At 46.2% G+C, this 23636-nt stretch carries 19 protein-coding genes; 10 read left to right on the top strand and 9 right to left on the bottom strand.

Annotation, left to right across the window (positions count from 1 at the left end; genetic code table 11):
• Positions 1-4: 4 nt before the first annotated feature.
• The gene (locus BK127_RS19345) at positions 5-928 is read right to left on the bottom strand and encodes an AraC family transcriptional regulator (RefSeq protein ID WP_076233143.1); all 924 of its coding nucleotides are present in this window, start codon (positions 926-928) and stop codon (positions 5-7) included.
• Positions 929-1077: 149 nt separating this feature from the next.
• Between BK127_RS19345 and BK127_RS19340 the strand changes: the two genes are divergently transcribed.
• Positions 1078-3747 (top strand): alpha-L-rhamnosidase, encoded by a 2670-nt coding sequence (locus BK127_RS19340; protein WP_076233142.1) that lies wholly within the window; start codon positions 1078-1080, stop codon positions 3745-3747.
• Between the two features lie 142 nt (positions 3748-3889).
• Here BK127_RS19340 and BK127_RS19335 read toward each other — a convergent pair whose 3' ends face one another.
• Entirely contained in the window at positions 3890-4984 is a 1095-nt protein-coding gene (locus tag BK127_RS19335; protein ID WP_256711372.1) for an acyltransferase, read from the bottom strand.
• 247 nt (positions 4985-5231) lie between these two features.
• Here BK127_RS19335 and BK127_RS19330 point away from each other — a divergent pair, with 247 nt between their 5' ends.
• From BK127_RS19330 to BK127_RS19320, 3 genes are read left to right on the top strand one after another with little or no spacing between them, the layout of a single operon-like run.
• Positions 5232-6008, top strand: coding sequence for a DeoR/GlpR family DNA-binding transcription regulator (locus BK127_RS19330; RefSeq protein WP_076233141.1), 777 nt, complete (start codon positions 5232-5234; stop codon positions 6006-6008).
• Entirely contained in the window at positions 6008-6826 is an 819-nt protein-coding gene (locus BK127_RS19325; protein ID WP_076233140.1) for a Cof-type HAD-IIB family hydrolase, read from the top strand. The genes BK127_RS19330 and BK127_RS19325 overlap by 1 nt, the downstream gene beginning before the upstream one ends.
• Positions 6823-8028, top strand: coding sequence for an MFS transporter (locus tag BK127_RS19320; protein WP_076233139.1), 1206 nt, complete (start codon positions 6823-6825; stop codon positions 8026-8028). The genes BK127_RS19325 and BK127_RS19320 overlap by 4 nt, the downstream gene beginning before the upstream one ends.
• 126 nt (positions 8029-8154) lie before the next feature.
• Here the strand turns inward: BK127_RS19320 and BK127_RS19315 are convergent, their stop codons facing one another.
• Complete coding sequence (locus BK127_RS19315) at positions 8155-8787, bottom strand: stalk domain-containing protein (RefSeq protein ID WP_076233138.1); 633 nt, start codon at positions 8785-8787, stop codon at positions 8155-8157.
• Between the two features lie 113 nt (positions 8788-8900).
• Here BK127_RS19315 and BK127_RS19310 point away from each other — a divergent pair, with 113 nt between their 5' ends.
• Positions 8901-9242 (top strand): hypothetical protein, encoded by a 342-nt coding sequence (locus BK127_RS19310; RefSeq protein ID WP_076233137.1) that lies wholly within the window; start codon positions 8901-8903, stop codon positions 9240-9242.
• Between the two features lie 172 nt (positions 9243-9414).
• Here the strand turns inward: BK127_RS19310 and BK127_RS19305 are convergent, their stop codons facing one another.
• The 5 genes from BK127_RS19305 to BK127_RS19285 form a co-directional block, all read right to left on the bottom strand.
• Positions 9415-9630: a hypothetical protein gene (locus BK127_RS19305; protein WP_076233136.1), complete on the bottom strand. Its 216-nt coding sequence runs from the start codon at positions 9628-9630 to the stop codon at positions 9415-9417.
• Positions 9631-9889: 259 nt separating this feature from the next.
• Positions 9890-11881 carry an LTA synthase family protein gene (locus tag BK127_RS19300; protein WP_076233135.1) on the bottom strand — a complete coding sequence of 664 codons (1992 nt, stop codon included), beginning with the start codon at positions 11879-11881 and terminating at the stop codon, positions 9890-9892.
• A 282-nt stretch (positions 11882-12163) separates the two neighbouring features.
• Positions 12164-12502, bottom strand: coding sequence for a YlbF/YmcA family competence regulator (locus BK127_RS19295; RefSeq protein ID WP_076233134.1), 339 nt, complete (start codon positions 12500-12502; stop codon positions 12164-12166).
• 44 nt (positions 12503-12546) lie between these two features.
• Entirely contained in the window at positions 12547-14418 is a 1872-nt protein-coding gene (locus BK127_RS19290; protein ID WP_076233133.1) for a GAF domain-containing protein, read from the bottom strand.
• Positions 14419-14464: 46 nt separating this feature from the next.
• Positions 14465-16048, bottom strand: coding sequence for a flagellar assembly protein A (locus tag BK127_RS19285; protein WP_179097534.1), 1584 nt, complete (start codon positions 16046-16048; stop codon positions 14465-14467).
• 244 nt (positions 16049-16292) lie between these two features.
• Here BK127_RS19285 and BK127_RS19280 point away from each other — a divergent pair, with 244 nt between their 5' ends.
• From BK127_RS19280 to BK127_RS19260, 5 genes are all read left to right on the top strand, one after another.
• Positions 16293-17660 (top strand): YheC/YheD family endospore coat-associated protein, encoded by a 1368-nt coding sequence (locus BK127_RS19280; RefSeq protein WP_076233131.1) that lies wholly within the window; start codon positions 16293-16295, stop codon positions 17658-17660.
• A gap of 19 nt (positions 17661-17679) precedes the next feature.
• Positions 17680-18915, top strand: coding sequence for a YheC/YheD family endospore coat-associated protein (locus tag BK127_RS19275; protein ID WP_256711371.1), 1236 nt, complete (start codon positions 17680-17682; stop codon positions 18913-18915).
• A 113-nt stretch (positions 18916-19028) separates the two neighbouring features.
• Complete coding sequence (locus BK127_RS19270; RefSeq protein WP_076233129.1) at positions 19029-20396, top strand: YheC/YheD family endospore coat-associated protein; 1368 nt, start codon at positions 19029-19031, stop codon at positions 20394-20396.
• On the top strand, positions 20397-21557 hold the full coding sequence (locus BK127_RS19265) for a YheC/YheD family endospore coat-associated protein (protein WP_076233128.1): 1161 nt from the start codon (positions 20397-20399) through the stop codon (positions 21555-21557).
• Between the two features lie 14 nt (positions 21558-21571).
• Positions 21572-22690 (top strand): YheC/YheD family endospore coat-associated protein, encoded by a 1119-nt coding sequence (locus BK127_RS19260; RefSeq protein WP_076233127.1) that lies wholly within the window; start codon positions 21572-21574, stop codon positions 22688-22690.
• 88 nt (positions 22691-22778) lie between these two features.
• Here the strand turns inward: BK127_RS19260 and BK127_RS19255 are convergent, their stop codons facing one another.
• Entirely contained in the window at positions 22779-23423 is a 645-nt protein-coding gene (locus tag BK127_RS19255; RefSeq protein ID WP_076233229.1) for an HAD-IA family hydrolase, read from the bottom strand.
• Positions 23424-23636: the final 213 nt, after the last annotated feature.

The following is a 23636-nucleotide window of genomic DNA, read 5'->3' as shown; positions in this document are numbered from 1 at the left end:
ACCATCAGTGGAAAGAGCAGGATGGGTCAGGATCTCTGGAGAGGTCCTGCCTGCCTGCATGCATGCGGAACTGCCGCGGCGATAGTCCGGTTTTACGTTTAAACAGAGCATGGAAATATTTCATATCCTTATACCCTATATGCTCGGCTACCGTGCTTATTTTGTCGTCAGTAAGCTTCAGCAGCTCGCAGCACTTTTGAATCCGCAGGAATTGAATATATTCCATATAAGTTTGGCCTGTGGCCTTTTTTATCAGCCGGTGGAACTGTCTGGTGCCCAAATTGATGGATGCCGCCATTTCCGACAAAGAAGGAGGGTCTTGAAGCCGCTGGCCCAGTTCCTCCAGTACCGTATTCAAACGATTCATTTCCGGCTCCGTTTCAACGTCAGCGTGTCCTGCCGAGGATCGAACGATACATACAAGCAGTTGCAGCGCATAAGACAGCAGCATGATGCGGCGCGCCGTTTGGGTATCATTAAATTCCACATACAGCTGGTGCATTAAAGCACCTACTTCACCACGCGACTCCCGATGCACAAACCAGCTCTTCTCCTGATTCAAGGCCCGCAACGCGGCAACGTCATCAGGAGCCCATAGACTGGAATCATTAGTAGCAATACGCTCGAAAAACTGGTCATGAAAAATGCAGTTATACACGATTAAGCGCTCCTTAGCCGAAGCCTGCGCAGGTCTGAACACATGGGAAACCCCAATTGGAATAAAGAAAAGATCGCCCTTCTGGACAGTCACAACCTGATCGTCAATATAATGATAGCCTTTTCCTTCACTAATATAACTGACCTCAACAAAATCGTGCAGATGCTCCAGCATCTCGAAGGATTCACTGGCGCGATTTATATACAAAGGAAAATCAGGTCCAAAAAAAGTCTGGCCTGTCAACGAGTTGATTGATCTGCGAATGCTCATGAGATACGCTCCCCAGTCCATAATCCTTAGCTCAAACTTATTTCATAATGTCAATATACACCTATAAATATGTCAAGTCTAACCCAATCTTTTGCAGCCGAACCATACTAAAATAATTACAAATCCAAATCCACATTAAGAGGTGTACTATGCAGCCATTACAAGTTATGCAATTAACGTGCGAGTATCGCAGTAATCCTGTTGGAATTGATGTTATACAGCCAAGATTAAGCTGGAAGCTTGTTTCAGAACGACGCAATGTCAAACAAAACGCATATCAAATTCAGGTAGCTGCTGCTCCCGATCTGTTCGATAATCAACTCATTTGGGATACAGGCAAGGTCATCTCTGATCAATCCGTTCATGTTGTGTATGAGGGAGCTGCGCTTGAGTCGCGCACCCGATACGTGTACCGTATCCGGGTATGGAGTGAGCACGGTCAGCACAGCGATTGGAGTGAAACCGCTTACTGGGAAACCAGCCTACTGACTCCATCGGAATGGACAGCTGACTGGATTACAGCCAATATTCCGCGTGATCCCGAGCAAGCCGAGCCTATCGACATGTTTCGGGCCGCTTTTCAGATTGATGGTCAGGTCAGCAGAGCAGTTATATATGCAACCTCGTTGGGACTCTATGAGCTTAGCTTGAACGGCAATCGGGTTGGAGATGCACTGTTTACCCCTGGATGGACCAGCTATACAAGTCGACTTCAATATCAAACCTATCCTGTGACCGAACTGCTGAAGGACGGTGGGAATGCACTCGGCATGATGGTAGCCGACGGCTGGTACAAGGGCAATTTGGGCTGGCAGAAACAGCGCAACTGCTATGGAAGCGAGCGGGCTGTACTGTTGCAGCTGCACATCACTTATGAGGATGGCAGCGAACAAATCATCAAGACAGGCGACAACTGGAAAGCATCAGAAGGCCCCATTCGTATGTCCGAGCTTTATCATGGAGAAACCTACGATGCCAGACTTGAACAAAACGGCTGGGATACATGGGATTACGACGATTCAGGCTGGAGCGGAACCAATGTACGCGAGCATTCCAAAGAGATACTGATTGCCCAGGAAAATAATCCGGCGCGTATTGTTGAGCGGCTTCAACCTATTGAGCTGATTCGAACACCAGCTGGAGAAACCGTGCTTGATATGGGGCAAAATATGGTCGGATGGATGCATATTTCCGTCGAAGGCGAGGCAGGCCGCACCATCACTATACAGCATGCCGAGGTGCTCGATAAGGAGGGCAACTTCTATACCGGTAATTTAAGATCAGCCAAACAAACCAATGTTTATATATGCAAGGGAGAAGGCGTAGAAACCTACGAGCCGCGCTTTACGTTTCAGGGATTCAGATATGTGAAGCTCGAAGGCTATCCCGGAGAGCCAAAGCTTGAGCAGTTCACAGGCTGCGTAATCACCACAGACCTGGAGACGACTGGCCATTTTGAATGCTCACATCCGTTGATTAATCAGCTGCAGCACAATATTGAATGGGGACAAATCGGAAATTTTCTCGATGTACCGACGGATTGCCCTCAACGGGATGAGCGGCTTGGCTGGACCGGAGATGCCCAGGTGTTCATCCGCACAGCGGCTTTTAACCGCAACGTAGCCCCTTTTTTCACCAAATGGGTTCGTGACCTGAAGGCAGATCAATTCCGTGACGGTGGAGTTCCTCATGTGATTCCAGATGTGCTTCCCCAGGATACGCATTCTTCCTCAGCCTGGGGCGACGCTGCCGTTATATGCCCATGGACCGTGTATCTCAGCTATGGAGATAAGCGATTGCTGGCAGAGCAATATGACAGTATGAAGAGCTGGGTGGATTATATTCACAGCCAGGGGGACAACACGTATTTGTGGAACAGCGGATTTCATTTTGGGGATTGGCTCGGGCTGGATGCCAAGGAAAACAGCTACAAGGGTGCAACACCAAGCGATCTAATCGCCTCAGCTTTCTATGCTTATTCCACAAGCTTGCTTGCCCAAACCGCCAGAGTGCTTGGTAAATCAAGTGATGCTGCGACCTATGAGAGCTTGTACAGTAAAATCAAAGAGCAGTTCCGCAATGAGTTCGTGTCACCTGCAGGAAGACTATGCGCCGCTACACAAACCGCACATGTGCTTGCTCTGATGTTCGATCTGGTAGAAGGCGAGCAAAAGAAACGCATTGTCCGAACGTTGGTTGAGCTTATTGAGGAGAACAGCTTCCATCTGACAACCGGCTTCGTAGGTACGCCTTATCTGTGCCATGTGTTATCCGATAATGGACAGCATGATATTGCCCTGAAGCTCGTTCTGCAGGAGAGCTACCCCTCTTGGCTGTATCCGGTTACGCAAGGCGCAACGACGATGTGGGAGCATTGGGATGGTGTCAAGGCAGACGGTTCATTTTGGAGTGATAATATGAACTCCTTCAATCATTATGCGTATGGAGCCATCGGCGATTGGCTATATCAGGTTGTCGCCGGGCTTGATACCGACCATCAATCAACGGGCTACAAGCATATCAAGATTCGGCCGCGAGTCGGTCAAGGCTTTGAATACGCCAAGGCTTCCCTGGAGTCGATGTACGGAATGATTCGTTCCGGCTGGGAACGGACCGAGCACGGAGAATGGATCGTCAGCATTACCATCCCTGCCAATACGACTGCCGAGGTACACCTCCAGGATGCCCGGCTGGAGACACTTCTGGAGAGTGGGCGTTCGATCTTTGAAGCCGAAGGCATCTATACCCGTCAGCAATCGGCAGATGGTGTCACGATCACATTAGGCTCTGGAAGCTATCAATTCACAGCTAACCAATAATATAATCAAAGGCCCGCTATCGCTGAGCTGATCAGTCCGATAGTGGGCCTTAACTTGGTTCGTTTGGGTGAGTGGTATTCAACTTCAGTTGTTCGTATCAAAGACAGTTCGGCACCATACAATTCTGCTCAGTCGCTGAGGTTTATGCTGCACCTCTCTGCGGCTGTCTTTTGCTGCGCAATCTCAACCATTTGGCGATTTGTCCATATAGGGAAACCAGCAGCCACGGAACGATCAAGCTGAGCAAAAATGCTGAGATCGTATACGCATGATAGTGCAGGATGCTGCCAGTCGCATTCGTTACGTGTGTGCGCCAATAGCTGAGCAGCGCAGGATGCATCAAATAAATGCCAAATGAAACAGCGCCCAGTGAAATAAAGGCTTTGGAGAGCTTCGGGGCATACTGCAGCATCTTGCGCCCAATCCAGATAAAGCTCATCGCTGCAAACATCGGATACACGTTAAAAATAACCGTATACCAGATGCCGGTAAAGCGTATTTGACTTGATTGTTCAGTAAGGAACATCCCCATAAAGCTGAGTCCGAGCAGCACGCTTAATGGTAGAACCCAGCCAATGTGCTGTTGAATCCAGTTAGCAAACGTTTGATAATGTACACCTATGTATCCACCCAAAGTGAACAAGCTGAAATATGTAACACATAATGAAGCTGAATGCTCAAATGGCGCAACCGTATGCTCATACCAATAGGACGCAGCCTGTACCGCAATCCCAATGACGACCAGACTGTTCATAAAGCCCTTCCAAAGCCGACTCAGCCAGATTAATAACGGAAATACCAGATAGAACTGAACAATGATAATCATAAAATAAAGATGGTACGACGCATCGGACCAAGGCAGCATACCAAGAAGCTCCTGCCAATCCCAATGCAGATTATCCGGATCGTAAATCCATTGATTATATACATAATAAAACACACACCAGAGCAGGTAAGGAAACAGAATTTGTTTCACCCTTTTTAGATAAAAGGTAACGGCCTGCTTACCGCTCCAATCATCGATATACCGATAAAACAATACCAATCCACTTAAAAATATAAATAAAGGAACGGCAAAATTACTGAACTTGTTGATTCCTAAATACAGTGCCTGGGATGTCGAGCCTATGGGTATTTCAACTGTTGCTTCCGATGTCCCATGAATAACGAGAACAGCCAATATAGCAAAGGCTCTTACGATATCCAGTTCTATAAGCTTTGGTTTTTTTACTGTCAAAATATTTGCCTTCCCTCCGACCCGTTGTATAAACGGACCTATTGCTGATGTTTGTATACAGTAATCATCCTTAATCATACCACATGGAAGCGATGATCAGATGTAACTTTTTTGTAAAAACTTATATTTGCAAATAAAAACTTATGTTTACTTAAAATTAATTGATTTAAAATGCATGTTTACTTATAATCAACATAGAACATAATTACCTCTGCTAACAACATCCCACGGGAAAAGGAGGCTCTACATGTATCAGGAAGAGCGGTTGATCGGGATCATGGAATTTTTACAGATCCATCACCGGGTCAGCATTGAAAATATATGCGAGCTGTTCGACATTTCACGAGACACTGCTCGCAGAGACATTATTAAGCTTGAGGAGCAGGGACATATTCTCCGTACACGCGGCGGCGCTATTCTGCCTACATTGTCCCGCACCATCGCCAACTACAATGAACGGCTTCACGATCAAGCGACTACAGATTCCAAAAGAGCTATAGGCCTGCTTGCCGCCTCTCTGCTGCATGATGGTGATTATTTACTGCTCGACGCTTCTACAACCGTACAAAGCGCTGCTGAACAAATCCGTACGAAGGACCATGTTGTCGTCACGAATTCCATAGATATTGCCAGTATTCTCAATCAAAAGGAAAACATTGCTATCCATTTGCTTGGAGGGATGCTTCATCCGGAGCATCGCTTCATATATGGAGCCAGGGCTCTTAGCAATCTCAGGGATTATCACGTACACAAGCTGCTGCTCGGAACATGCGCGATTACCGAGGATGGCATTACGGACCCTTATGAGGAAGAAGGCTATATTACCAAGGAAATGATGCGCCGCAGCGATCAGGTCATATTGCTTGCCGACCATACCAAGTTCGGTAAAAAGCATTTTCACCGAATCTCGGGACTTGATCGCATCGACATTCTCATCACCGATCGTGAACCAGACGATGCTATGAAGGAAACCTTGCTTAAGCACCAGATCGACATCATGATTGCCAAAGGAGATACAGATTGATGATCAAATTAATAGTCAGTGATTTAGATGGAACTCTTTTGAAAACAGGCCACCATATCAGACCGGAGGATCGTGCCGCTATTCACGATGCCATTGCGAATGGGATTACGGTCAGCTTTGCATCCGGACGTATGCACCCGGAAATTGTTCATGTCATCCAAGAACTCGGAATATCTGCACATTCGGTCTCGCAAAATGGTGCCTTCGTACACACCATAGATCAGCAGCTTATACAGCAGGACACCTTTGAAACTTCACTCATCCGACAACTCGCATTGGCTGCTGACGGTACAGCTCTGTATCCGGTTATGTGTACTCCTGATTATTATTTCGTTACGGAGATGAATGACGGCTACGCTGCCATAGAAACGAATCTATTAGCCCCGCTTCGTGTCATACCACATGCTATTGAGGCACTTGGCAGCGAGCTGTTATGCTGCAAAATATCATTTATTGGTGAGATGGAGCAGCTAATTATGCTTCAGCAGCAGGTTTTATCCGTTCATGGCGACAAAATCGATGCCTATATTTCCGATGTGAACTGTATGGACGTTATGCCCCGCCATGTTTCCAAAGGTGTAGGCTTACAGACGCTGCTGGCGCATTCCGGCATACGTGCAGATGAAACCATCTGTATCGGCGATTCTTTTAACGATATCTCGATGTTCGGTGTTATCCCCCACAGCTTCGCAATCAGCTCGAGTCACCCTGAAGTTCAGGCTCGTGCAGCTTACGTTGTGGATAGTGTAGCGGAGGCTATTGCCTGGGCTCTTCAGTTGAACACAAACAATACGGACACGAAAGCGAATCTTACATGAAGCGATTAATCTGGATTTGCTGCTGCTTCTATTTACTCATCGGAATTACTTCGGTCGTGATTGCTGCACTTTTACCTGAACTCCTTTCCCACTATGGACGCAATTATGCAGATGGTGGCAATCTTATATTTGCACAGTTTTGTGGATTTCTGTTAGGTGTGCTTACCCAGCCACTATTGTCCAAAAAGTTCGGACGGTCCCGTATGCTGTCTTTTACGTTATGGTTCATATTTGCCGGGTTTATCGTTATTGCGATACTTCCACCATGGACGATTGTGTTGTGCTTTATACCTTTGGTCGGATTTGGCTCAGGAATTATAGAATCCACCATAGGGGCGATGATTATTGACGCAGTAAAAGATCGAACAGCCGTAGCTTTAAGTCGGTTGGAGGTGTTTTACGGGGTTGGAGCGTTATCCATGCCGATTATAATCAGTATTCTGATTGCTTCGGGCTATTGGAAAATAAGCTTCTACGCTACCTGCTTGTTCGCGCTGCTCCTGGCATGGGCCTGGTCACGCTTCACATCCACACATGGACATCTGTTGGTTAACAAAAAGAATATTGAAACACATACTATAGAAGCATCTACTATTAACCGTGGATTTGTGCCTCTGGCTATGGTCAGCACTTGCATCCTCTTGTTCTTCGTGTATGTCGGTCTGGAGATGAGTCTTGTTAATTTCCTGCCCTCCATTTTACTGGAAACGATGAAGCTGGACGCCGCGTTCGCAGCACTTAGTGTCAGCTTTTATTGGGGAGCGATGATTGTCGGTAGACTCGTATGTGGTCTGTTAGCTGAGAAGTTCGGTTATCCGCGATATTTGCTATGGAGCACCCTCGGTACCTTTATCGTACTGATCTGCTTCCTGTTTGTCACAACAGCCTGGGCCGCGTTCGCAGTGATTACATTAATGGGACTCTTAATGTCCGGTTTGTTCGCAATTGCGCTTATCTACTCCAATAGTCTGTTTCCCGGACGTACGGAACAAACCACAAGCAAGCTGATTGCTGCCAGTGGCCTTGGCGGGGCCTGCATGTCCTGGCTGACTGGCAGGTTTATGGAGCAGACGTCCATCACCTTCACGCTTTATTTTCTCGTTGGGCTGTCAGCTTTGATGGTGCTGCTAATTGTGATTATGATGAGAATGAGGCCGGTTCAAGCTACGGCTGCTGCTTCCACCGCGGAGAGCTTGAGCTAGACTAAGCACAACAAATATAACGCCACGCTTGCTCTTGTTGAGCAAAACGTGGCGTATTTATGTATTGTGGCCTATCCAGCAGCTCTCATTTAACTTCCTCTGCTCATTCATAACTCGTCTACGTTCTCATTCATAGGTGGCTCCGCCAGTTGTGCCATCAGGGTATACATAATGCGTAACTATTTTGCCTGACTTGTTATGTTTGTACCATAGCTCGATGGCATCCACCTTCCCATCCTCTGTCCAATAAACTATAAGTTGGGCACCTACTTCACCCTGTTCCAGCCCTTTACTATCAATCGTCAGCCCTTCATACTGATAACCGGATATAGGTTCAATATCATACCGCCAAACGGCTTGTTGATGATTGTCATTTGTTCTCTCAAGCGCAGTCGAACCGAGAAGCTTCCTCACATACTGTTCATCATTTCCTATATGTAAGCGATATTGGATTTCCCACACTTTGTTCATGATTTTATCTTCGTTCACGGGTTTATCCATAATAGAAATAACTTTGCCGAGTTCAATACTGTTGATGTACCTGACGCCCATTCCAAGACTTTCTGCGACAAATCGAATGGGTACATAAGCATGTCCTTTATAATTTAATGTTGCATATTCGTTGTCTAATTTCTTATCCTGTCCATTCAATTCAAACCCGACGGGAAACAAATAGGCTTGAATGGTGTCCGATGCGTAAGCTGCAGTCGAAGCCGTTACAAGAATACCGCATACCAAACCAAGAAAGAATTTTTTCAACCCGAATCCCCCTTAAAATCAAAAACTGAAAAACAACTCTTGCAATTCTTATAATTCCCAGTATAATACTAGGTATAAGAACATTAAAGATTCGGAATGGAGTGTTGATCCTTATGACGACCCCAATACTAACGAAATTAACCCAAGCGTGGGTAGATGATTATCTGGATCTCTACAACTACGCCAAACATATAGGTGATACAGAATGGCAGCAGCAAATCATAGAAGCATTAAGTCAGAAAGATATGATTATCCAAAACCAAGTACAAGAAATGCAGGAAAAGCTCAAGCAGGATCTTTGGAAAATGTTTGATACCGTTAACCGTAATATGCTGCAAATCTATGAGGAGTTACGAAAAAGTCAGGATATCAAGCAGGTAGAGGATTTGAGAAAGCAAGTGTGGGAGTTAAAATCGCAGCGGATTGATATTTCAAGAAAAATCAGAAGAAGTTAATCGAATTAAATAGCGAGTCATATATAATGGCATGCAGACGACCGCTCTGCCAGTGGGATGGAACGAAGGGCTAGCAGTGAACTGCAAAGCCGGCGGAAATCAATAGCATGCAGCTATCTGCTCTGCTCTCAACATCACATATTCATCAGCCAATGAATATGTTGTTCATGATTTACATCGAAGTTTGTTTCATTTCACGCATCATATTCATCATCATGGTCATCATCTCGTCACACTCTTGCATTTTGGACATCATCATACTTGTATCCATATCCTGCATCATGTTCATCTCGGACATCTTGTCCATCATCATTTTCATGGATTTCATTTTGCACATCATGTCTTCCATGCACATACCCATCATCATTTCCATACACATCTTTTCCATGTTAGCTGCCTCCCTTCGACTATGATTTAAGTTACCAATTATTAGGCACTTCTGTAAGATACTATATTTAGCACAATAAATCAATAACTTTCTTGATTTATTAGAATTCCTGTGATAATATAGAATGTTTAATTCTTATTAAACACATAGGATTTAGTAATCTAGTAGACATTAAAAAAACGTGAGCGGAAACCAACTCACGTTTTTTCGTATGCTTTTAACTTACCTTTTTTAAACAGGATTTCGCTGTTATCGTCATCTATGGATTTTCGTCTCCGCTCGCACTCAAACTATCATCCACATCCGTGGATGCCTGCTCCGCAAACTCCTGATTATAATTTGGCATTACACTTGGCTGCAGATATGGCGAATCCATACTTTTGGCCAGATACTGCTTCCCGAACAGTGTATCGTACTGCATAAGCTGATATTTGTTCACATCGTCTTTAAGGTTATCGGGTACGGCTCGGTACATATTCTGATCAGCGTCCACGACCAGATTCCGCAGCATCGCAGGCATCTTGCGAGATAACTCCTCGTTATAGGCAAGTGTCGCCGGAAGCTCCATACCCATTTGATTCAACATGTAAGCACCAAGAAACGAATTACTCAGCACCGGTATTTGTTCCTTCGGCATATCAACGTTAGACCAGGTTACAAATGGCACACTATGCATCCGTCTAAGATCATCAAGTGACCATTGCTCTGACTTGCTGCTTTGAATAAAACCGGTCTGTGCATACACGTCATAATCATAGCCCAGCATCGGTAGATGATCACCATAAAATACGATCACTGTAGGTTGACCTGTTTCCGTAAAGTGATCGATCAGCTTCTGCAGGCTGGCGTCCGCATCATATACGCCCTGCGTGTACGTTTCCAGTGTATTCTTCGCATCCGGCGTCATCGTGCCATTAGCTTGAATCTCATTAGTACCGTAACGGTTATCATCGTAAGGACCATGATTCTGCATAGTCACCGCATAGATGAAATTCGGTTGTTTCGTATTATCGACCTGCTGAATGATACTGTTGGCAACTTCATCGTCGGAGATAAAATCGCCTTTGTATTGCGGATTCTGGAATTGATCTTTGCTCATGAAGCTTTCAAAGCCCATTTGTTTATAAACGTTCTCGCGGTTCCAGAACCAGCCTTCGTAGGAGTGAATAGCCATACTTTTATAGCCTTGCTCTTCAAAATATCCTGCAAGACTCGGAATAGGTTTGGAAATATATTGCTGGTAAGGAATGGAACCTGCCGGGAGGAAGCTCATCGATTGCCCAGTTAATACCTCGTACTCCACGTTGCTTGTTCCTCCCCCGAATTGTGGAGAGAGCAAATAACCCGAAGTGGACTCCTGCTGCAATCGGTGAACCGTAGGCAGCGGGTCTTTACTGAATTCGACACCCGGCAGCAGCGTAGGATCCCAGAACGCTTCGTTCATAATAAATATAACATTGGGTTGCACCGCTTGATCAGCACTTATTTTTGCTGACGCGGTCTGCACTCCAGCCTGATTCTTCAATAACGATTGTGCCAAATTCGCCATAGAGGGATCGTCATAGCCAGACGGTTTGGGAACAATTGCGTTTTTTACATTCATGGTAAAGGCTAGAGACATACCATTATTTCCATAGTTCTCGGACTGGTTCCATACGATCTCATTTGCACCCATCTTATCCATGAGCTGACTGGCTAAGGGCGCATTCACACCAAACGAATACAACGCGGCAGCGGCCAACACACCAACGACAATTCGCGTTCCTCCAATTCGCAAACGCATCTTGGGCAGCTTAAACGACAGTATGATGAGCATCAAGACTACGCCCAGCATGGTTCCAATACGCAGCAAAGCTGATTTATTGGTTACCAGTGGTAAAATGTTCATACTTTCTTTATTGAGGAAAATATCCCACGGAAAAAACGGCTCGCCAATCAACTTTACTTTAAAGTAGCTAACAAACGACATTGTACAGAGCAGCAATAAGGCCAGAGCGACAGAAAATAATAAATTACCAGCCAACACATAAATCAACAACAAGACAAACAAGTCCAATAAGGCATTCATCGCTACCAATTTCGGGTTCTGAACGAACCATATCCACGTTTCATTCAAGCTTCCGCGTTGAATATATTCCACACCGAATACTAATACTAAGGGCATAATTATACATGTGATGAACGTCCAGAAAGAACTCCACTGCCAATTCGGTGAGGACTTAACATGCTTCTTATCTTGAAAACGACGCATGATCTCTACACTCCTAACCCGTGTTATTCTATTTCTTTTGTACGAATTACTTATTTGTAAAGCTATTGTAAACTCTGAATATTAAATTAAGATGAAATCAAGCTTGTTTATCGTACAATTTCCATAATTAACTATATTTTACATTATAATTAAATCAGCAATTTCCCTGGAAACCTGCACTTTTATATAACAAAAAAGACCAGGCATTGTAAGCTGCCTAATCTTTGTTATACATGGACTATTCATATGTATGTCTGGCAACCAAGATCACCTAAAGCTGTTTTAAGACTTCATTGCTTCCTGTAAAGGCTCGGAAATGATTCGGTGGATATCTTCCATAACGACACTAAGACGACGCTCAGCATCGAATATGCCACGCAGCGCAGGGTTCATATTAATGACCTCATAAAGCTTCTCCATCTGCTGCATTTCCTCTGGAGCAGGCATTTCACCGGACATCATTTTCTGCTGCAGCTCGGCCTGCTTTTGACGAAAACCATCTAACATCCGTTTGCTATCTGTATCTGACTGAATCTGATTATTTAACAGCTGAAGTTCTTTAAGCTCGTTGCTCTCGCGCAGCGCACGCGCCAATTCATGGGCTTTGTCGTACACATTCATCGTTAAGGTTCTCCTTTATGCTTGGGTTAGGTACAATTCGTCGATTATCCTTCATTGTTCAATGCGTAATCATAGGAAAGCACAGCCTGCAAATTATAGGGATCCGGGATTGGCAGCCAGCCTGCAAGCTCAATAGGCTCATAACTTATCCTGAATCGATATCCGTCGAAGCTGAATATAGTCTGTCGGACATCATCCTGATCACGTTGTTCCAATCCATCTGTGTCTTGATCAGCTTGCAATAAACCCGCAAATGGAGGCATTCTGTACGCCTGATAGTGGAGAAAAAATCCCATCCGGTACTGCTCCCAGCTTTGAATATGCTGCTGTAAGGACTGAACAAAGGCTTGACGCTGATCCAGCTTGTATTGCTCTCGAACCGACCGGGTGATGATCATTTGGTGCAGCACAGGAGCTATGCTCTTGGCAACCGTATCGATCAACAAAACCTCTTCTTCAGTAAGGGATGAAGCTGCTTCCAGCACAATTAAAAAACCTTTGGGATACGGGTCCTCCGCCAGCACAATTCGATTGCCGACTGTAAGGGGTGCAAGCACCGCACAATTCCCAGCTCCCATCCATTGTAGCACTTCCTTTGAAAAAAAGCGCGCAGCCCCATCAGCCATATAGTCGAACAAGGTTTCCCCATCTATACATGCCTCTAGCCATTCTGGTAGCGGCAGCGGAAATACGGTGCGGCCTTTGGGATCAGCTTCCCAACCGATCGTATCCGCCACCACATAATGATCACCAAAACGAAGGCAAATCAGAGCTTTGCGCACACCAAAGGATACCTGCAGCGTTTTGAGCGTAAAATAGCATAGCTCCTCACTTGTTGTGCATTCGTTAAGATTGCGAACCAATTTGTTCAGCGTCGTTAGCAGCTTCAGCTTGTTTTCTGCACTTTCCCGCTGTCTATGGACCTCTTGAAACAGCATGGCATTGGAGATCGCAATAAACGTAGAGGTCGCCAAAGATTCTATCAATTCAAAGGTGGACTCATCGTAGACACGATCATTAACCGGTCGGCTGAGCGTTACCATACCAATAATGTGATCCTTCACAATCAGTATGATGTACTCGGCCTCCAGATCACGCAGCTGCTCACTGCTCACGAATAGTGCTTGAATTCGTTCCTGGTCACGCTCCATATGCAGGACGATTGGTCCATTGTAGGCTTGCGTGTGAAGCTCAAAATCACCATGGTAGGTTTCGTAGGAGGATACATTCCGATATCCGGTAATTCGCAATCTGCCTGTGATCGGATCGACCACGCCAAAGGAGGTAATTTGACTGGAGGACACCTCGCTGAACACATCTGTAGCAATCTCGTGGAGTCGATGCAGCGTTACTTCGGAGAGCAGTGCTTTGGTACTGTGGTGAATGGCAAACAGATTAAAGATCTTCTGATCGAGCTTATGATTGGATTGCTGCAAATCGGCAAAATGCTGGCTATTTTCCATTGAATTGTTAATCAGCCGCATTAACGTATCTGACATCACAATATCCTCATCGGTAAACTGGCCCATGATTTTGCCGTTGGATACGATAAATCCGTGCAGCTCATCATCAATCATCAAAGGCATAGCCCAATTCATCTGGAAATGATCGACTTCCCGCTGCTCAAAGAACGCAGTAAAGTCATTACGCACGGTACGTCCGTGAAAGGTAACCATTCTTCGCAGCTTACCCGTATAAGGAATAAAGTATTCCTTGTCCGCGTAAAGCCTTTTTTGCCTCATAACGAAACGCTCCCCATCCCTGATAAATAGGGCAGACGCGTTCAAAGTCAAAATTTCGTTAACAAATTCAAATGAAAATTCGCTAAGCTGGTTCAAATGAAATCGTTGAGTAAAGAATTCGATGGCTAATAGCAAGCCTTCAAAGCGGTAAAAGGTATGGTTAGCGTCTCCCATGTCTATATGTAGATTTGAAGATGTCACCCTAGCATCCCCTTTGATTTTATTCATAAAACAGCTTGTTTTCACTCACATAAAAACTGCCCGTCGTGATTCGTTCGATATGCTTTTCCATTTCTTTGATTTGCAGGACAGTACGTGGAAAGGCTTTTTGAACAATTGAAATTTCGCCATCGCCTTTTGCGCTCAAATAGGCCATCAGCTTTTTTCGCGCCTCCTCCAATTGGTGGATCTTGTCAACCGAGGACTCCTGTTTGGACCAATAGTAAATAAAATCCTTTTTTTGTGTGCCCTTCAGATTATCACCATTGTCCCCACTATCCCCGAATAAATCGACTTCTTTTCTAATTTTCTCAATTTCTGCAAGCAAGGTTTGGTACTCCTTCAACAACTCATCTAGATCCTGCTTCACTTGAGCCCGGTTAAAACCTTCGATCTGAACAACCGTCGGCCGTTCCATTTCATTGCCTATAAATGCTGAGACCACCTGGACCTTCGCTTGAACGAGGCCGCCAATAATTTTCCCCCTTGATTTGTCCAGATATACATATTTGGCATACAGCTTGCTGCCCATCGAATACAAGCCGATATGAATTTTTTCACCCGCACGTATCGTACAGTCGTTGGCAAGCTTGACGAATACATGATTTGCTGCTGTAATCACCGTTCGGTCCTTGCCGAAGATTCCACCTTTAATGAAGATATCTCCGTTTTCCGACGTGATGCTTTCCGCAGCTCCGATACCCATCTGGCTCAAAACCGAAATATCCTGAGTAGCGGTCACCGAAAATCCATCCATGATCGTTCCTGTAATTTGTACACTTCCGTCATAATCAATATTACCCGTCTTAGGTCCTACGTCCCCCCGGATGGTCAGTACGCGTTGAACTTCAATGGTACGTCCTGCTTTTGCAACTGCACCATTTATTTTGGAGCGAAGCACGATCTTGCCGTCCTCTTGAGCCTCTTGTACCGTTTCTTTATCGTAAAACAGTGGTTTGTCGCGTCCTTTTCTTGCTGGCAGGATGCCTCCCTTGAGGTTGCGTCCTGGCATTCCGACCGTGGCAGGTATCTTCTCACCCAACCAATCGCCTTCTTCCACTTCATCAATGAAATTCAATTCATAATAATCTACGGTACCGTCCTGATGGATGGTAGGCTTTCGTTCAGATAACTCATAATACTGGATCACGGCGTCTACACCCTCAACAGGCTGAATCCCTTGTGCGATCAACACTTCCTGCTTCGTAAACGGTCCATTCAACGCATCATACAAAATACCTTCGGCGACTCCCTGCTGCTGCAGCGCTTTGAGAACAGCCCCAGTCAGCTCCTGCCGTTTCGACTCGTATTCGTCCTCACTGAGATGAAACCGTATGGTGGCCTTCATATAATCAGGGCTAATCACAAGCTCGTACTCAGGCTTCAATCGCCCTACTTCGGTTCGTTCCGGGAGATTCTGCTGAATAGCTTTGCGCAGGCTGCCAAATTGAGTAATTTGCACCCGCGGCACGGCTTGAAGCACTTGCTCAAATTCCGTGAAAGGATAGTCAGGGGCAAACACCGATATATAAACCCGGTTGTCTACAGACGATAAAGTGAAATACTCGTTCGTGTATATTTGCATAGAGTCCACCTCCTCCATCTCTCCTAAGTAAATTAGACAAAATTCACCTATTCCCTTCCGACCATAGGTATTTTGTCTCAAATTTAACAAAAAAATTATTTCAGTTTTAAAATTCAAGGCTCTTGCATATTGCGTTTTATAGCATGTCGGACATTTTCTTTTCACCAAGGGTAAAAGGCCCTCATATGATGCAGTAGATCACTTGATAAGTCATACAAGTCGGCGCCAGGAAGGAGTTGCAAGAGTGAAAAGAACGAAGGTCAAGATTCAAATCCAACCTGCCGGTCTGCAAACAGACGATCTTACGATCATGCTTAGCGATTCTTTGGTGAAAAGATGGAAGTTAACTGCTCAATCATCATTGCAGCTGCGTTTTGGATCAGCCAAGCATGAGGTGAAGGTCACTCCCTTATCGCAAGCCGGTGTCCTTCGGATCCCTGACTCCATAGCCGCTAAGTGGGGGCTTGTCCATGGCATACCGCTATGCCTTCATTATAAATCGTCCACGCGTTCGCTCCACATCGGCCCCTTGATCGGCGTGATGGTCAGCCGTGTGCATGCGGGTTCCCCGGAGAGACCCTTCGGTGCTGTCACCGCATTTTGCAGGGAGATGGATGATGCGTGCCGTCTATACGGAGCCGCTGTTTACTTCGTTACCCCCGATGAGGTTAACGGTCATGGCGAGACGGTTAGAGGCTGGCATTATGCCGGCAAATGGATTAAACGTGCTTTTCCGCTGCCCCATATCATTTATAATCGCCTAACCTCACGTAAACTGGAAAATCGCGCAAATGTTCAGCAATTTATACGTCATGCAAAAACGCAAAACCAGGCTGTACTCTTCAATGAGAAGTATTTAAACAAGACCGAGGTATTTGACGCTCTTCGCAAGGAAAGAAGCCTACAGGTTTATTTGCCGGAATCGCACCTACTGCACAACGTCCAGCAGTTGAAAATGATGTGCACCAAATATAACACGGTCTTTTTGAAGCCAATTACTGGCAGTCTGGGAAAAGGTATTATTCGTATCAAGCGAAAAATTGATGGTGGCTTCATATGTCAATTTGCTAACCGGAGCGGTGCAAGTAAACTAACCTTCGGCAATTCAGGCCAATTGGCAAATGCCTTTATTAAAAAGATCAAGCGTCAGCGCTATCAAATTCAACAAGGGCTTTCACTGATCTCGGTAGGCGGTCGGCCGGTGGACTTCCGCGCTCTGGTTCAGCTCAACGATGTCGGACAATGGAGCATCACTTCAATTGTAGCAAGAACAGCAGGAGGCCAGCACTTTGTTTCCAATCTGGCTCGGGGAGGCAGCCTGTCGACCGTCAGGGAAGCGCTGGCCCGTTCCAATTCAACCTCAGCCTCTGGTGGAGCGCTGAAGTTGCGACGTGCGGCTTTGGCTATTGCCAAAGGTATCGAAAGCCAGATCACAGGACATTTTGCCGAGTTAGGCATCGATTTGGCTCTGGACACACAAGGAAAAGTATGGCTGCTGGAAGTTAATTCCAAGCCATCAAAAGAAGATAATACCGCTCTCTCCACATCACGAGCTATACGACCATCCGTGAAGAAGGTCGTGCAGTACTCGCGTTATGCGGCAAAGTTTTGAGAAAGCTGGGGTGAGAGGCATGGAGACAGAAACGAACCGGATTCGGCACAGCCTTGGCATTATGACGACCCATGTGGGTCGAAGGATGAATTCGGGCCACGAGGCGGTTCGAGCTGTTGAGGAGCCTCCTTTTGGAAGCCGCCGATTTTATAAAAGCTTGTGTCTGGCGGGTCATCGGGCTGGAATGAACGTATTTGTCTTTACTCCGCAGGGCATCGACTGGCTGAACGGCACAACCGAAGGCTTTATCTACGATGAACGGGACCAGAAATGGCAGTCCGGTACTTATCCGCTGCCGGATGCTGTCTATGACCGTTGTTTTTTCACGCACCGTTCGCAATATCTGGAGCACCGTACTGCTGTCCGAAGACTGCAGGAGGAGCATCATGCCCTGTTCCTGGGCTGCGGCCTAAAGGGCAAACAGGAAGTCCAGCGTACGTTGGAACGCGATGGCCGCTTTGCGCGTTATTTGCCACGAACAGTCGCCATACGTAGCATGCAGTCTGTATCCGATTGGCTGCGGGAGCATGGCCAGCTGATTGTAAAGCCGCAGGCTGGCTCGCAGGGCCGCGGCGTGCTGCTCGTGCAGCGCAGCGAAACGACGCAGGCGTTTCGCGTGCGCGGTCGCGATGCGCACAATGGACGCATCGCGCGCAGCTTTGCCGACAAGGCGTCGCTCTTGCTCTGGCTGCGCCGGTTCACGGCGCGACGGCCCTATTTGCAGCAGCAATACCTGCTGCTGCAGACACGCACAGGCGACGCTTACGATGTGCGCTCGCTGGTGCAAAAGGATGGCACTGGCAAATGGTCAGTGACCGGGATGGCTGTTCGTAAAGGCCAGGACGGTAGTCTGACCTCCAATCTTCATGGCGGTGGAACTGCCCTGCCTGTTGGCAGCTTTCTAGCCGGACAGTTTTCCTCCAAGCAGGCAGACATGATATTAAAAGAGCTTTACAGCCTATCCGTTCTCATTCCTGTTGTCCTGGAGTCCAGTCATGGTCAGCTGGCTGAGCTTGGAATTGATTTTGGCATCGATACTTCAGGACAGCTGTGGATATTAGAAGTCAATTCAAAGCCCGGGCGCTCCGCCCTGTCACGTATAAATGAAGCTGCATCCTATATTCATGCGGTTACCAATCCCGTACACTATGCCCGTTATTTATTGAAATCTCGTGCACCATTCCTATCATCCGTACATGCGGATCGCGATATCTCTAATCGTATGGCAACGGCTGCAGCGGTGAAACATCGTTAATACAGTAAACTATTGCATGCTTTCGAAGTCAGTTTTTGCTTACGCAAAAACATAGCACACGCTTTCGAAGTCAGTTTTTGCTTACGCAAAAACTTTAGGAGGAAACCCCAATCATGAGTTTGACAACTTGCACGATTCATGTGACACAAAGGCAGGAAAAAGTCATCTACTTGACCAGTGAATTGGCGAGATCCCTCAAGCTGGCAAAAACCAGATCCGTCATTCTGCATGTGGGAAGCAAAAGCGCCTCAGTGGGTCTCAAGCTGATTAAAAAAGCGGGCAATCACCTTCATGTTCCAAATTCCATCATGTCTCAGCTGCGTATTCCCAAGCTCGGAACGAGTATGGTGGTATGTAATAACGGTAAAGATATCCGCATCGGGCCGCTCATAGGCATCCTGACAAGTGTAATGTCCAGCGGGACAGCACCTTTTGGTTCACGTACCGGGTTTCTTCGCGAGTTTATGCGTGCGGGGTCCGATAAATCCTTTTATTTCGGCTTCTCACCCAGCGATGTCAACTGGTCTCAGGAAACGGTGCAAGGCATTTTTCCTCGATCAGAAGGAGGCTGGGTCCGCAAAACCGTACCGCTGCCGGATGTCGTATACAACCGCTTACCCAGCCGAAAAGCGGAAAAGATGGCATCCATGAACAATTTCAAGCAGCGTTTTGTGCGCAAAGGCATTCCTTTGTTTAACTGGGCATTTTACGAGAAATGGGATGTATATAATTTACTCGAAGGAACAGATGCTTTCCGGCATGTACCTGAGTCCCATATCAATCCTTCTTCGGGTCAAATCAAGGAAATGCTCGACAAACACAAGTTTATTTATTTAAAGCCGACCGGAGGCAGTCTCGGCATCGGTATTTACCGGGTAACCTATAATCCCAAACGCGGCTATTACGCCCGCTTCCGTCGCAGTGGCAAAAATGTGCTGCTGCGCTTCAGCCGATTTGATTCCTTGATGTCCATGCTCAATCGCAGTAATGCCAAACTTAATCATTATGTGGCCCAACAAGGTATCCGGTTGATTGAAATCGATAACTGTCCGATTGATTTCCGCTTTCATTTAACCAAAAACATTAACAATCAGTGGGTCGTTGCAGGCATCGGAGCCAAGAAGGCAGGGAAAGGCAGTGTGACCACTCATGTTCGCTCAGGAGGTCAACTAATGACCCCCGATCAGGTACTGCGGCAAATATTTGGTTCACGTGCAGAGCAAGTATTGAATAATGCCAAAGAAACGGCGATTAAACTGGCGGAAGCGCTCGAACGTAACGATAAACATACGCTCGGAGAGCTTGGCTTTGATCTTGGTATTGACCAAAACGAGCATATTTGGATGTTCGAAGCCAACTCCAAGCCAGGTCGTTCCATTTTCAAGCATCCCGCACTCAAAGGAGAAGGTAAAGCAGCGCTTAAGCACGTTTATGACTACTGCTTATACCTAAGCCGATTTCGCTCAAGGAGGGAATCATGAGTGGAACCTCTCCTACACCAAAACCCACGACGACCTACCTTGGCCATTCTCACTCATTCCGATGACACGAGAATTTTTAGGGGAAATAAAGAAAATTATATCGACTTAATCGCTGCAGGAGAGGCAAAGGGAGTCCATGTATATGTCATGACGACCGCCAACTTCAAGCTTACAGCTAATCAGGCCATGGGCTATTCATATAATTTCAAAACCAAGTCATGGAAAAAAGAACTTCTTCCCCTTCCTCATGTTATTTATAATCGCATTCCTTTTCGTAAGTTCGAGCAGCTTCCCGAGGTACAGACCATCCTCCAGAGCTGCTTGCGCCATCGAAGCATCCATTTTTTCAACCCTTCATTCTTCAATAAATGGACGCTCTTTGAGTGGCTGAATAAATCCAGGGAAACCGGACCCTATATCCCTACCACCCAAAAGCTGACGACAAGCGATGATCTTGAAAAGCTGCTGCTCAAGCATTCCAGCCTTTATTTAAAGCCGGTCCGCGGTAAAGCGGGCAAAGGCATTATGAAGGTTAGCCGGATCATCGAAAAGACGACCAGAGCACAAAAATATCAGCTAAGCGTACAAGACAAGACGAGAAGTCATATCTCCCGCTATACGAATGTCTCGCAGCTGTGGGCCCAAATTAATCAAATGATGGTCACGCAGGACTATATTATGCAGCAGGCTATTTCACTATCCCTCTACAAGCAGCGCCCGTTCGATCTTCGGGTGCTTGTGCAAAAAAATAGCAAAGGAGCCTGGACGGTTGCCGGTATTGGCGCACGACTCGCCGGTAAGCAGAGTATTACCACCCATGTACCGCGCGGAGGTTCCATTGATGATCCCGCCAAATTGCTAAGTGCCGGCTTTGGTACGGCAGAGAGCAAAAGAATATTACAGCGGGCTCGATCAGCCTCTTTACTGATAGCCAAACAGATTGGGAAAGCAAGCGGCAGCACCCTTGGTGAAATGTCCCTCGATCTGGGAGTAGATACAACGGGTCAAATCTGGTTTTTTGAAGCGAATTCCAAACCCATGAAGTTCGATGAGCCGCATATTCGCAAACAATCGTTGGACAATTTAATTAATTACTGCGTTCACTTATCCAAGAAGACCAAGAAAAAGACAGTTACCACCATGTCCAAAAAAGCAAGGTGAGCAGGTGATGAAACATGACCCCGTACCGTTTAGGCATACTAGCTATGTACTTATCGGAGCAAAGGCTGGAAGAACTGTCCTATTTTCGTAAGCTTAGCACTTACGGACATAAGCTGGGCATCCAAATACTTGTATTTACACCCGATGATGTGGATAAGAACAAAAAAAAAATCAAAGCTCTGGTCTACGATGTGGCCTCCGGCAAATGGCAGCGCAAGTGGGCACTCCTTCCCGAGCTGATCTATGATCGCTGTCGTTATCACGGTGTTCATAACTTTCATAAAATCTCCAGATTTCGTGCCGTGCATAAAAAGCTTCATTATCTAAGCAGTCCATTGGCCAATAAATGGTCTATGCATCAAGCCTTATCGGAGGATTCCGTTATAGCTGACCATTTGCCGGCAACTGTCCGTTATAACGATCATCAAGATATGATTCGTCTGTTAAAGCAGCATCAGCGCATCTATTTGAAGCCCAGAAATGGTACTGGCGGAAGAGGAATCGTTCGGCTGCAGCGGATATCGAATTCGACATTTTTGATGCAGGGAAGGGATGAGCAGCGACGTATCATTCCCCAGCAGAAAATTAGCGAATCGCAAATTTCAACTAAATTAAGCAGTTGGCGCCTACAGGGCCGTTATATTGTGCAGCAGGGAATTTCACTCACCCTCAAGGATGGCCGTGTTCATGATTTCAGGATGCTCATTCAAAAGGACGGCAAGGGCGAGTGGCAGGTTACTGGTTGTGCCGGCAGGATCGGACCTATGCACTCCGTCACCTCCAATCTGCACGGAGGGGGTACGGCCATCGCGATGGAAAAGCTGCTGATGCGGCGTTTTGGCAATAAGGAAAAGGTAGCTTCTATCCAGCAGGAGGCTTATAAGCTGGGCATTGACATCGCCCACTTTTTGGAGCGCAAGTTCGGGAAGCAGTGTGAGATCGGAATCGATTTGGCCATTGATCCCAAAGGGAAGGTTTGGCTGCTAGAGGTCAATCCGAAGCCTTCGCGTGAAGTTTTTTATCGAATCGGGGAACGTGAAACGTATCGAAAAGCAATTACAAGGCCGTTAGAGTACGCACTCTGGCTACATCACAATAAAAATAAAAACAAAATACCCGAAGAGCAGGATTAATCACTCACAACTGGCTCAACGCCAAACAACCAACCGTATCAGCAGCAAGTCTGCACACGGTTGGTTATTTTATTATACGATATGAGGCTTACTTCTCAATCAATTCCAATATTTCGGAAAATTTGGCAATACGGACATCAGCGCCTGCCAGTTCGCCTTTATTGCGGAACCCGGCATAATCACAGCCAATTACAGTTAAGCCGTTTTCTTTGCCTGCTTCTACGTCGGAAGAACGGTCGCCAACCATCCATGCCGATTTCACATCATAGGTTTCCAGCAGTTGCTTCACAAGATCCACTTTGGACCTTGTCTGAAATTCGCCTGCACTGTACAAGCCTTCGAAAATCGGAGTTAACCCTTTAAATTCCATAACCCCTTTAACATAGCCTTCTAATCCATTGCTCGCAATAAATAAACGGATTCCTTGGGCATGGAGTGCAGTCAATGTGTCGGCAACGTCCCCGTACAAAGCACCCTCTCCATTTTCCAGGCCTTTCATTTGATAGTCCAACAGCAGTTCGTCAGCACGTCTATGTACCTGTACCTCTACACCTGGCATTACGCGCTGCCAAATATGTTCAAGCAGCATTCCCAGACTGCCGAGAATTGCACTCTCAGGCGGTGTTTCACCACTATAAATTCCTTCTGTCCTCATTTGCTCGAAAGTAGCATGGTAGGCAGGCAACAAAAGTGTTTCGGTTTGAAATAAAGTACCGTCCAGATCAAAAATCATCGCTTCGGGCTTTTGTAAAGTTTGTAACAAGCGCAATCCCTCCTGATTGAATAGTCCACGTTCTATACAATCATGATTTTGAGTGCTTGTCAAATAAAGCAATAACGCATCGGAAAGCGGATCACTATGGATTGTAGACAACATACTGATTGACTTTTTGAACAACCTCTTAAAAACTCGTTACAGCCAAAAGGCTGTAACGATACTCTATCC

This window comes from Paenibacillus sp. FSL H7-0331 (genome assembly GCF_001956045.1).
This window is presented reverse-complemented; position numbering and strand designations above follow the sequence as displayed.